The sequence below is a fragment of the Empedobacter sp. GD03739 genome (genome assembly GCF_029843245.1).
GTDB lineage: Bacteria > Bacteroidota > Bacteroidia > Flavobacteriales > Weeksellaceae > Empedobacter > Empedobacter falsenii_B.
Map to the genome: position 1 here is coordinate 1 of NZ_JAOCHX010000066.1, position 12033 is coordinate 12033.

Genomic DNA, 12033 nt, shown 5'->3' on the forward strand with positions numbered 1-12033 from the left:
ATTAGTAGTTAGTGAATAGTAATTAGTTTATGATTATAAAACTTATTGTAAATGGGTTTTATAAGAAGATCATTCTCATCGAATTGGCAAGCAAATAAATATGCTTTAATAAATCAATCTTATCTTACTTTCCCAATCTTAGGTTTAGGTATATAATTTAAATTCATACTTAACTCTGTTGAATCATTTTCTGAAAAAATTAGTTTATCATTTTTCATATAAGCATCTACTTTTTCTGGACTTAATATATCAATTAGATTTACCAATAACTTCCCTTTTGAGCTTTGATTTCTAATGATTATGATAACTTTTCTTTCATAGGAATCATCATCTAAAAGAGTAAATATTTCCTTTAAATATACTGCGTCAGATGAATCTAATGAATGTCCCCAAATGAATACATAAAAATCATCATTTTTATTATTCGTCCCTATAAACTTATAATCAGTTGAATAATTTAGTTTTTGATATAATTTAGTAAAGGGTATAAAGTATTTTTTATCTTCTATATCTTTATCCAAACTATCAATTCCTAAAACAATAGAATGATATTCACCGATTTTGCCATGAATATGTCTTGTAAAATTCTTTTCATATACTTTATCAAAAGTTTGGGTATAATTAAAAGTATAATGTTCATTAATATTTCTAACTATATCCTCATTAATCTTATATTTATTAATCTCATAAAAGGGAGTGACAAAACAATCAAAATACATATTGAAAATTAATTTAAACTTTTCAAGCTCTGAAATTAATAGTTTTACAATTCTATCAATATCTAAATAACTCAGACTGTTTTTACAAATCAAATAAGTATCATTAATCCAAAATCTTAAACCAGTATGGAGGAAACTGTCAAAATTTAATATATTAAGCTTTAGAAGTGTAACTTTTACTAATTCATTACCATTAAGATATCTTTGAAAAAGATGATTATTTGCTAAATTTCCTGAAAAATATTTTATTGGAAAAATTTCAGAATTAAATGCCTTAATAAAAGATTGTATTATTTGAATAACATTTAGTATCTCATTTTCAAAATCTATCCAAGTTAAATCACTTTTAATTTCTTTAAAATGTTTATACCAAATATTATCATTTAAAAGCTCTTTTAACTTTCGTATCTTTTCTATGTTTAAATCAAATTGATTATCACTTTGAATATCTTTATAAACGGTATTAAAAATTTTCTCAAAATCAAACTCATTTGATTCGTCTACAACCCCTAATATATCAATAAAATTATTATATGAAGTTGGTAATTCATGATGTAAATCAAATCCATTTCCAGTAACTAATATTTTTTTCATCTTTTAATTCAGAATAAAAATTATTTTAACTTTATTGATTGAGAATCATTATCATACTTATAATTAACAATAGTTCCGTTAATTAATAAATTAATTGCTTCTTGAATTATAGGCAATGGCACTACAAACCATTCTCTTGGATTAATTCTTTCACCATTGTTATATATATCTAAATCAAGGCAAACATTGCCAAAAAAGCGATGTAAAAGACTTTCAAATTTATGTATGTTGACATTCGCTATTTCGCAAGAATAAACTTCTTCTACTTCATCAAATAAATAAGTCGATGATTTTGAAGCATTTTTAATTCTTTCTTTGACACTTATTGTGCTTAAACCAATTTTGTATAAATCATTTATTGAAGCTATTTCAGGATTCTTTGATTTTGATTTTAAGATGTATATCCATCCTGAAGAGATATCATCTTGATGATCAACTCCTGCATTTTTGAATAATTCTTTTTCACCACCATCAATCACATCAGTAATTAATTTTCCGTTTTTTTGAATTGCTTTTCCTAATGACCGAAACAACATATTTGAAATAGTTCCATTCTCAAAAATTGTAACTGTTCTACCTTCTAAACGAATTCTATCACCTGAAGTATTTTCTTTTAAAACTTTTTCAGCTTTAGAAACTTCCAAATAAGCTAAAAGTCCATCAACTAAATAAAAGTTACCTTCTTTAAGATTGGTTTCAGCATTTTTAAATTCTTTGAATTTTCTTTTTCCTTCTTTTAATTCTTGATGAACTTGTTTGAACATCACATCATATTTGGTAAACTCTTTTTCGGGAATTGATGAACGTTGTGCGATATAATCAGCCTTATCTCTTTTCGGTTCTTTAGGAACATAATTAAATTCAAAAATTGAAGAATCTCCATCTGTTTCTAATAAACCTAACTCATCATCATCTAAAATATCATCCAATGATTCTATTTTAGGTTCATAATCACCCAATAAATTGTATCGATCAAAAGCTTTTAAAACTCCTTTTTTATTATCATTTGTTCTTAATTCTTTTAACCTTGAAGATAACGTATATTCAGACATAGAGCTATTTGAAGGCTCTCTTTTATTTGTTTCATAAAACGAATTGATCTCTTCAAAAGCATCTATTAACCGATCTTCATCTGTTTTTATATAATTCTGAGGTTGTTTTGAATTTAATAAACCCAAATCATCGTCATCAAATATATCGTCTAATGTTTTAGCCATTTTGTGCTTTTTTACGTTTAGCATCTTGAATAAATAACAAAGCCTGAGCTAATCTTTGCTCTTTTGGATCATAAGATTGTATACTTGGTTTATCTCCTGTATGTTTAACCCATTCTTTGATTTTAGGCCATAAAATTACAGCCTCTTCTTCAGTCATATCAATTTTAGTTACATTAATTGTATCTTGAATTGATTTTAAAATTGAAGTTGTTACATTTTTCGATAATATCTCAAAAGCTTTCTGAAATGGATTAATCGTATCAATTAAATCGATGTTGATGTCATCAATATTCACAAAACTACCAGCCATTTTAATGAATTTTTTAGAACCTTGTTCCTCAACTTCTCCATTTTTGATTACGGAATCAACTACCACATATTGACGCACAGCTTCTACATCTTCTTCATTCAAATCAGGATAAACTTCACGAATAATTCGAGGTATTAAAACTGTATTAATTACTTCAGGTTCGATATTCCCTGGCATAGCTTTAATCATTGTATCATCTTGAAGAATGCGAGCTTTTAAATCATTTAAATCACTTTCAATAATATCTTTCGCTCGTTGAGATTTTGGTTTCTTGAATCCTTTAATTTTGATTGTATTTTCATCTTCATTCTCTAAATCATCTTCTTCATCATCCATTGGTTTGAATTTAAAGTTCGGAGCTAAAACTTGTTCCATTAGTAGAGAAGCAGTAATTGCTTTTAGCATATTATTTACAGAAAGCTTTACATCATCATCTACTGCATCAGGCTGAGCAATTAAATTTGTAAACTGAGCATGCGTTTTATTGTTACTATCTCGTGTGGCACGACCAATAATTTGAATAATCTCTGTTAATGAACCTCTATAACCAATTGTTAAAGCATGTTGACAAAACGGCCAATCAAAACCTTCTTTTGCCATTCCTAATGCAATAATCATATCGATATCTTCAGGTGTTTTTACACCACGTAAATAAGCTGTTATTTTATCACGTTCTTTTTGATTGTCGTTAACCAAATCAGCTATTTTCAAAATTTTTCCTGATCGCTTACTTTTTACAAATAAAACTCCTGTTTCTGTATCTTGATATTCTAATTCGCCTAAACAATCAATGATATGATTTACTTCTTCTAATTTATCTTTCGAAGATTCAGCAGAATTTACACTTGGTATATGGATAATTGTTTTAAGATTCTCATCTAAGATTTCTTCTAATGCTGACATTCCTCTGTCCTCATCATGTTTATAGTATCTTCCACGATAGAAATGATACCCTATTCCTAAAGATTTTAAATATTCATATCCATTTAATTGATCGTAATAATTATATGTTACTTTGATAAACTTTTCTTCATCCTCTGGTAATAATACAGGTACGCTGTCTCCTCTAAAATAAGAACCTGTCATTGCTATAATATGTGCATTCGATTTTTCCATAATCTTACGCATCACATTTCCTAATATGTTATCTCCATCAGCTGAAACATGGTGAAACTCATCAATTGCAACTAAACAATTGTTAAAATCTGTTTCAGTTAAACCCTCGAATGCAAAACGTAAAGTGGCGTGTGTACAAATTAATATTTTATCTTCTGATTGCATAAAGTCTTTGAATGCTTGAACTTTACTTGTATCACTTCCAGGAGAACATAAATTATACTTTAGATTTAAGTCCCAATCAGCAAAGAATCCATATTTTGAAAGTTCAGTTGGAGCAAAAGAATTTCCGATAGATCTTTCAGGAACAGCAACTATTACTTTTTTAATTCCTTGATTAATTAATTTATCTAAGGCTAAAAACATCAAAGCTCTTGATTTTCCAGAAGCTGGAGGAGCTTTTAATAATAAATATTGTGCAGAACGCGCTTCAAATGCTTTTTCTTGCATTTCACGCATTCCATATTCATTTGTTGATTTACTTTGTCCTGTCTGTTTATAATTTACATTAACCAGATTAATTGGTTGTTTATAGTTGTTTGTTATATTGGTTTTCATGTTTATTGAATAGAGTTATTATTTTGTTTTACACGCGTACTAATTGCATTAAAGGTTCGAAAGAATAAAGGGCTGCTCTTCTACCAGCTGCTTTTTCTCTTAAAACCAAATATCCATTTTCTTCTAATTTTTTAATAATCAGAACAGCAGTAGCATTTGGGATTTTCGTTGTATTCACAAACTTATTATTTCTAAATACAGGATAAGTAAAAATAAAATCTAAAATTTCCATATTCCATTTGGAAGACAATATATCTGAAAATTCTGTTTTTGTTGTTTCGTATAAGTTTTTGATATTTTCTGCAATTTCTAAATTACGGATAGCTTGACTTTCTACTGCTTTCAAGAAAAATTTTATCCATTGGTTCCAATCATTAGAACGTGAAACCTCTCTCATTTGCTCGATGTATTCGTCTTTATTTTCTTCGAAATATCCACTGATATAAAAATGAGGTTGAGAAAGAATTTTTTCTTGCCATAAATTAAGTGTTATTAACATACGACCAATTCGACCATTTCCATCTTTAAATGGATGTAATGCCTCAAACTCTAAATGCATGATTGCTGTTTTAATTAAAGGCGGTAAATCGCAAGTTTTAATATAATCAAAAAGATTTTCTAAACCTTGATCTAAGTTTTCTGGATTAATTGGTATAAACTGAATTTCTTTTTTACGGGTATCAGCTAAATAATTTTGCTCTTTTTTAAATTCACCAGGTGATTTGTTTGCTCCTCTTCCTAAGTACAGAAGTTGTTGATGCATTTGTTTAATAAAACTTGTTGAAAAGCCATAACCGCTTTCTAAAGCATTTTGTGCATTCTTTAAAGCACGTTGATATAAAATAGTCTCTATAACATCAGCTTTAGCATTAGGATTATCTTGACCTTCATTATCAGCTTCATATAGCATAATCTCGTCCATTGTACTAATAGTTCCCTCTATACGAGATGAAATTACGGCTTCTTGATTTCTTAATGGAGCTAAAAGAATTTCTGTGTTATGTAAATTTTTTAGCATTTGATCAAATCGTGCAAGAGCGTCCGTTGCTTTCACAAGTTCCTGAATAAAATCTGCGTAGTTAATATTTTGAGGAGGAAAATTATTGTAGTGATATTTTACAGCGTTATCTATATTAAAATCCATTTCACATTATATTGTATCCAAATATAAATAAAATTATGTAAACAAGTGTGTTTGATTACAAAAAACAACAAAAAACAACAGTCAAATAGATTTGATTACAAAAGTTGTAAACAAAAAAGTTTGCTTACAACTTTTGCTTAGAAAATGTAAACAACAAATTTAGCTTACAATTTCTGTTATCAAAATATTTTGTTTACAAAAATGCGACTCATTTTGTAAATAAAATAAATTATTTCTTCTTCCCTTTTTTCACTTTCGCAAACAACGTTTCTTTTGTTGTCATTTCGTCATAGAGTTTGAACAGATACTCTAATCGTTCTTCGTCTGAATGGAAAGGTGCTAAACGATAAATTTGCTCTATCGCCAAATCCAATTCTTTGTGTGCTTGTTTTAGTCCACTTGGCATTGTCTCAGGATTGTATAACCACGCCATTGTTTTCTCTGGGTATTTGGCACGTTCGTCTAATATTGAAAATACATATTGGTTAATGGTTTCTTTTTTCTTTTCACTTAATGTAGGAAATGGAAATGTATTGTAACATAGTTTCGCAGAATAACGATAATCTGTTTTTAATTTTCCACCTACAGCATCTACCCAAATCATGTGCATTTTGGAGTGAAGTACACCGAAAAGCCAAGGTTGAGCATCATAAATAATGTTTGTAGCATCTGAAACGATGGTATTGGCATCAATAAATGCTAATGGAATATATTTTCTTCTTTCAGAAGAAACTCTAGGAACAACAATTCCATCAGTTGCTTTGTATGAAATTTGTCTAAAAGCATAATCAAATCGTGCAAAATCTCTAGTGGATTTTGCTTTACTCTCAAATCTAAAATTATATAATTTATCAGTACGCTCTTTTATCAATGGAATAGCTTTAGCCTCTTCTTCATCTTCTGGAGAAATCCATAAACAATATCTTAGATTACCATTAATAAAATCATCAGCACTTATATATGTTTTGATGAATTTTTTACTCTCTGGATATAAATTAATTAAATTATCTACTTCTTCCTTATTCAATATTAGATTACCTCCATCCGCAGGTTTATTACCCATTACTAATGCAGGTAATTGTTGGAAAGGCTTAGAACGAGGAAAAACTATTGTATTAGAATTTTTAATAAGATATGGACTAATACATTTAACACTTTCAGCTATGTTATCATCATACAAGAAATATTTTTCTGGTTCTGTTGGTGATAAACCAATAATAGCTACCGTAACCCCTGCATTACCTTTCGCGTTATTTACCCATTTAAAAGATTTAACTGCAAATTGTATGAATACATTCTCTTGAAATAATCTACTCCATAAAAATGATGCTTGCACACCTTGAGTAATAGAATTAGTTGTTACAAATGCTAATTTCGAATTCGTATTTTTTATATATCTAGCTCCTAACATAAACCAAGTACCAATATAATCAAGCCGGTCTAGTCTATCACTTCTAAATATTCTTTGCATTTCTTCTCTTTGTTCATCCGAATGCATATTACTCCCTAAATAAGGTGGATTACCAATAATGTAGATTTCATCATTTTCTTTTTTAGGACAAACCTGTTCCCAATCAACACGAGCTGCATTCCCAGCAGTTATATTTCCACTTTCTTTAAGTGGTAAAATAGGATTCGATCTTCCGTAATCTAACAATTCCAACTCAAACACTTGGTTCATTTGGTGTTCTGCTAACCAAAGCGAAAGTATTGCCATTTCATGTGCAAAATCTTTGATTTCAATTCCGTAAAACTGAGAAAGTTTAATTTCAGAAAAATAGATTTTACGTTGTTTTACATTCAGATCTAATAATTCTTTGATAATCTGAATTTCGAGATTTCGTAATTCTTTGTAGGTAATAATCAAGAAGTTTCCACTACCACAGGCAGGATCAAAAAATTTAATCTTTCCTAATCTATCCAATAAAGCTTCTAACCCTTTTATTTTTCCTTTATTTTTTTCGAACTCTTCGTACAAATCATCTAAGAACAAAGGTTTGATTAACTTCAGAATATTAACAACCGAAGTATAGTGCATTCCCAAATTATTACGTTCGGCTGGATCTGCAACTGCCTGAATCATCGAACCAAAAATATCAGGATTAATCTCGGACCAATCTAATTCGCCCGAATCCAAAAGAATTTGACGTGCTTTAGTTGAAAATTTAGGACATTGAATTTCATCACGAAATAAACCACCATTCACATACGGAAATTTATCAAAATGAGGTTCAAAACTTCCTTTCCCTTCAGGAGTATTTAATTTTTTGAAAAGTGTTGTTAAAAATAAATCAACATCAGAACCATCTTTTTTGGTGTTATTTGCAAGTGTTTCTGTAAAAATACTTTTCACGTCAAAAATCCCAGTATCCTCTGCAAAAAAACAAAATAATAAACGCGATAAAAAGATATTTAATTGATGACTTCCTTGTGCAATCCAATCAGGATTATCAACAACCAAAATATCATACAATTCGCCTAACTTATACGCTGCATCACGATCTAATTTGTTGTCATTACTTACGCGGTAAATCTCAGCACCAGAAAGTGGTAGAAAAAAATCAGTCTGTTCACTTAATTCTTCAATGGGAAACTCTTTATTATTTCCTAATTTAGTATCAACAGCTAAAACATTTTTAAAATCAGTGACAACAATAAAACGAGGTTTTTGTTTCTTGATTTTCTCGTCTTTTGCTAACTCATCAATCAGGTTCAAAAGATTAGCCTCTTTTTCTACTTTGAAAAATATTTTCCCTTTGTAAAATAATTCTCCATCAACTTTAGAAAGGTTATAATCTCCTTTTTTAAGACGAGTTATTGTAGTTTTAGACAACCCAAATGATAATAAGAAATCATAAATAAAGTTTTCTTGATCAATGTTTTGAGATAAAGTATGTAGATTTTGTTGAATTTCTGTTTTTTTCATTGAAAGTTAGTTGGGGCTTTAGTTTTCTTGAATTGTAAATTTACGGAATTATTTAGTAAAAATATTTAAATTGTAAAATAGCAATATATGTTTGAAGAAAATTATTATTTTAGATGTAATAATTAATTTTATTCATTAATACATATAATATTAATACAAATGCTAGATAAATTCTTTAAAGTAAATCTTCCTTATGGATTAATTAAAAATGAGCAAAACGAATGGGCAGTTTTTAATAGAGAGTATCAACCTTTAGGTTTTACTATTCGTGAAAAAGGGAGTGTATCACAAGGCTCTTTTGACCATTTACCTATTCACACAAAATATAATCGTTTAACAGAAAAACTTTTATTAGAAATAACTTTTGATGTTGAAAAAGGAATTAAAAGAAATGATAATGGAGAGATTTACCAAGTTTTCTTATATAATGACGGAACTAATCCTGTAAATATTGATGAGAAAAAATTGTGGGATGATTACTTCAAACGATTAAAGAAATTATGTAAGCTTTCTTTGAAAGAGTATTAATAAAAAAACCTCAATTAATAATTCAATTGAGGTTTAATCTTCTATTGCTTTCCTACGATAGGATTTAAACGATTTCTTAATTCATTTTCTAATACAGGAACAATCCAATTGTAATTATTTACGTCAATTTTTACTGCTGAAATACGAAAAACTTCATATGATAGATTATGCCTAGCTTTTAATTTCATTGCAAAAGTTGTTTTCTCAATAGGTTTGTATATATGTTCATGTATTCTTTTACCTACTGATCTTGATTTCCCGATATACAAAGGAATCCATTCTTGATTACTATCAGTCAATTCTTTTAGCCTTTTTTTACGAACATTTGGAACAAATCTTCTTAAGAATTCTTCATCACACCAACGTTTTGTAAAATCATTTTTCCAATCATTAATATCTTCAAAAAAACCATTGTTTTTAATTTCAAACATATATAAGCCTTTAAAATTAAACTCTTTAAAATCTAATTCTCGGTTTGAAAAATCTTCGAATTTAAAGGTTTCTATTTCTTGAAATTGTATTTCATCCATCATTGCTTTTAAATCGAGATCTAAAGCTGTTAATTTATTGTCAAGTTCTTTTAATTTATCCATTTTGTTAAGTTGTATTCGAATTATTATTTAAAGATAAACAGAGAATTATGATTCTCTAAAATTATTTTATATTCTGCTTTTGCACTTCGACTAGACCCTTCGACAAGTTCAGGATGACAGTTGAAGGATCTCATCAGCTTCTCTTATCCTTTCTGTCTGGTGGGATGGCGAGAACATTCATCATTTTACGGAGACGAGAACGAACACGTTCTGTATAGTATTTTTCGATTTCGGAAGCGGAGAGATTTGTTGTTAAATGAGTTTTGTATCCATAATCCATGAACAAGTCATAACGACTAAGAAGGATTTCTTGCATAACGTTACATTCGTTTCCGAAGTATTTGATGTTATTTTCTGTTCCTAAATCATCAAAGCAAATACTACATTTTTGGAATTCGTTAGGTAAACCTTTTGTGTATTTTTCGATAACATCGAAACCTCTGCGTAGGAATTCGAAATTGACATCACGACAGGTGATGTAATAAAATTTATGTTCTTTAGCTAAGATGAACTGCATTAGCCTAAACCATGTTGTTTTACCTACGCCCATTGGTCCAGTTAAAAGAATTCCTTTGTTCAGGTCTAAATCTAATTCTTTACACTTCGCCTCATCTTTAAAGAAATAAGCTGCTAAGCGTACGATGTATGATAAATCTTCTTTTTGAAGTGTATAATTAGGGCCATATTTTTTACGCCCTAATTGCTCGAAGTGATATAGAAATTTTTGGTAATTGATCATTGCTTTATGTTTTTGTTATAATGGTTCGTCGTAACGTTTGTTGATTGATGTATCTAATGGTTTTTGCACACCAAAACTTGGTGGATTCGTTTTGGTGTAACGATCGGCATTAATCATCCAATTATTTGCAGCTGCTTTCCAATTTATCATTTTGGTTTTCCCTCCGACTAACCAACCATTGGACTCGAAGTAGTAATAAAATTTTTCAGCCTCTACTGTATTTTGATACTTCTCTTGGAAAAAATCAATGACCTCATCTAATGTTGGAATTGTACCTTTTTCTTTTTTGGCGGAACTTTTTTCTTTTTGGTTCATTTCGATTTTATCAGTAGACTGATTTATAGTTACGTTATTTTTTACTTTTTCATTAAAAATTAATGAAGGGATTTGTGCTTGCGAACACAAGCTATGCTTGTGGTTTATATGTTTGTTGTTTATATGTTTTATAAAAGGCTCGATACCTTTTTCTATGGCTGTATTGGTATCTGTTATAATAGCTCTATCATTTTTTACTTCAGTTTGTTTTTTATCCGTTGTCATAGCTTGAGTATTTTTTTTACTGCTTATTCTTGAAAATTGAGCTGAATTTGTAAAGTCGATTAAGTACACTTTACTCCCTAAAAATGGATTGTACGATGGTTCGTAAATAATATACCCATTGTTATGTAAAATCTTCATTGAACGGTGATAGGTACTTTTTGACATAATTTTACTTAGACGCATAATTTCGTCTCGAATCACAATAATTGGATTAGAGAATTGCTGCCTGTTCCAAGTATTGAATAAGGCTAAATAAATTGAGATTTGACTTGGAGACATCTCATGGTCTCCTTGTACTTTTTGAAAGAAAAATGATAAGTGTTTGATGTAATTCATATTATTAGTTTTTAGATGTTAATATTGGATGTTAGATTTTAGATATTAGATTTGAGATGTTAGTGTGATGAGATCCTGAAAGAAGTTCAGGATGACTGCTACGTGTTAGATGTTGATTATAGGTGGTTATTGGAAAAATAAAGGCAGGGTTATTACTTTTTGAATCGTAATTAAACCTGCCTAACCTAAACCAACTAACCAAATGAAAAATATCTTTAAAGTAACCTACTTACTTTATTCTGTTCGAGCAACTTATCTATATCTTCTACGTCATAGTAATACACTTTACCAATGCGTGAGAATGTAATTTGATTATTTATTCTCATTTTTTTGAGTGTAGAATTTGAGATACCTAATTGTTCGCACACATCTTTGGTACGTAACCATTTGTGTTTGATGTTATGCTCTAAATAATCTTTAAGATCAGTACAAATCAAATTTGTGATTTGTTGAATGTCTTCTGGATGAATACGTTTACATTTTTTCATTTGTGTCAGGCTTAATTTTTTACTGAAACAAAGTTGAAGAAGTTGAAAATATATTTTTCTATAGTAGAACTCAAGTAGAGAAAGATTTTTTTTTATAAATTTCTTTTATCCCTTTATTCATAAGGTATTTTAAAAACAAAAAAAACCGTAACAAGTAGCTACGGTTATAGAATATTAAATTATTAGTAAGAATTGAATTTGTCCTCTAATTTACTTTTAAACAAA

10 protein-coding genes are annotated in these 12033 nt (G+C 29.0%); 1 reads left to right on the forward strand and 9 read right to left on the reverse strand.

Annotated features, from left to right (window positions below):
- Positions 1-119: 119 nt before the first annotated feature.
- From N5E64_RS14625 to N5E64_RS14645, 5 genes are all read right to left on the reverse strand, one after another.
- Positions 120-1313: an AbiH family protein gene (locus tag N5E64_RS14625; RefSeq protein WP_280038131.1), complete on the reverse strand. Its 1194-nt coding sequence runs from the start codon at positions 1311-1313 to the stop codon at positions 120-122.
- Between the two features lie 20 nt (positions 1314-1333).
- The gene (locus N5E64_RS14630; RefSeq protein ID WP_280038132.1) at positions 1334-2530 is read right to left on the reverse strand and encodes a GIY-YIG nuclease family protein; all 1197 of its coding nucleotides are present in this window, start codon (positions 2528-2530) and stop codon (positions 1334-1336) included.
- Entirely contained in the window at positions 2523-4514 is a 1992-nt protein-coding gene (locus tag N5E64_RS14635; protein WP_280038134.1) for a DEAD/DEAH box helicase, read from the reverse strand. The genes N5E64_RS14630 and N5E64_RS14635 overlap by 8 nt, the downstream gene beginning before the upstream one ends.
- 28 nt (positions 4515-4542) lie before the next feature.
- Positions 4543-5658 carry a Fic family protein gene (locus N5E64_RS14640; RefSeq protein WP_260541617.1) on the reverse strand — a complete coding sequence of 372 codons (1116 nt, stop codon included), beginning with the start codon at positions 5656-5658 and terminating at the stop codon, positions 4543-4545.
- 229 nt (positions 5659-5887) lie between these two features.
- Positions 5888-8584, reverse strand: coding sequence for a DNA methyltransferase (locus N5E64_RS14645; protein ID WP_280038138.1), 2697 nt, complete (start codon positions 8582-8584; stop codon positions 5888-5890).
- 159 nt (positions 8585-8743) lie between these two features.
- Between N5E64_RS14645 and N5E64_RS14650 the strand changes: the two genes are divergently transcribed.
- Positions 8744-9112 (forward strand): hypothetical protein, encoded by a 369-nt coding sequence (locus N5E64_RS14650; RefSeq protein ID WP_280038140.1) that lies wholly within the window; start codon positions 8744-8746, stop codon positions 9110-9112.
- A gap of 41 nt (positions 9113-9153) precedes the next feature.
- Here the strand turns inward: N5E64_RS14650 and N5E64_RS14655 are convergent, their stop codons facing one another.
- From N5E64_RS14655 to N5E64_RS14670, 4 genes are all read right to left on the reverse strand, one after another.
- Positions 9154-9705 (reverse strand): hypothetical protein, encoded by a 552-nt coding sequence (locus tag N5E64_RS14655; protein ID WP_280038142.1) that lies wholly within the window; start codon positions 9703-9705, stop codon positions 9154-9156.
- A gap of 133 nt (positions 9706-9838) precedes the next feature.
- The gene (locus tag N5E64_RS14660; protein WP_280038144.1) at positions 9839-10444 is read right to left on the reverse strand and encodes an ATPase; all 606 of its coding nucleotides are present in this window, start codon (positions 10442-10444) and stop codon (positions 9839-9841) included.
- 15 nt (positions 10445-10459) lie between these two features.
- Positions 10460-11320 carry a transcriptional regulator gene (locus tag N5E64_RS14665; protein ID WP_280038146.1) on the reverse strand — a complete coding sequence of 287 codons (861 nt, stop codon included), beginning with the start codon at positions 11318-11320 and terminating at the stop codon, positions 10460-10462.
- A 215-nt stretch (positions 11321-11535) separates the two neighbouring features.
- Positions 11536-11808 carry a helix-turn-helix domain-containing protein gene (locus tag N5E64_RS14670; protein WP_038336789.1) on the reverse strand — a complete coding sequence of 91 codons (273 nt, stop codon included), beginning with the start codon at positions 11806-11808 and terminating at the stop codon, positions 11536-11538.
- Positions 11809-12033: the final 225 nt, after the last annotated feature.

Coding starts and splice junctions, on each gene's coding strand:
- N5E64_RS14625 (WP_280038131.1), bottom strand. CDS start 1,313: ATGAAAAAAATATTAGTTACTGGAAATGGATTTGATTTACATCATGAA.
- N5E64_RS14630 (WP_280038132.1), bottom strand. CDS start 2,530: ATGGCTAAAACATTAGACGATATATTTGATGACGATGATTTGGGTTTA.
- N5E64_RS14635 (WP_280038134.1), bottom strand. CDS start 4,514: ATGAAAACCAATATAACAAACAACTATAAACAACCAATTAATCTGGTT.
- N5E64_RS14640 (WP_260541617.1), bottom strand. CDS start 5,658: ATGGATTTTAATATAGATAACGCTGTAAAATATCACTACAATAATTTT.
- N5E64_RS14645 (WP_280038138.1), bottom strand. CDS start 8,584: ATGAAAAAAACAGAAATTCAACAAAATCTACATACTTTATCTCAAAAC.
- N5E64_RS14650 (WP_280038140.1), top strand. CDS start 8,744: ATGCTAGATAAATTCTTTAAAGTAAATCTTCCTTATGGATTAATTAAA.
- N5E64_RS14655 (WP_280038142.1), bottom strand. CDS start 9,705: ATGGATAAATTAAAAGAACTTGACAATAAATTAACAGCTTTAGATCTC.
- N5E64_RS14660 (WP_280038144.1), bottom strand. CDS start 10,444: ATGATCAATTACCAAAAATTTCTATATCACTTCGAGCAATTAGGGCGT.
- N5E64_RS14665 (WP_280038146.1), bottom strand. CDS start 11,320: ATGAATTACATCAAACACTTATCATTTTTCTTTCAAAAAGTACAAGGA.
- N5E64_RS14670 (WP_038336789.1), bottom strand. CDS start 11,808: ATGAAAAAATGTAAACGTATTCATCCAGAAGACATTCAACAAATCACA.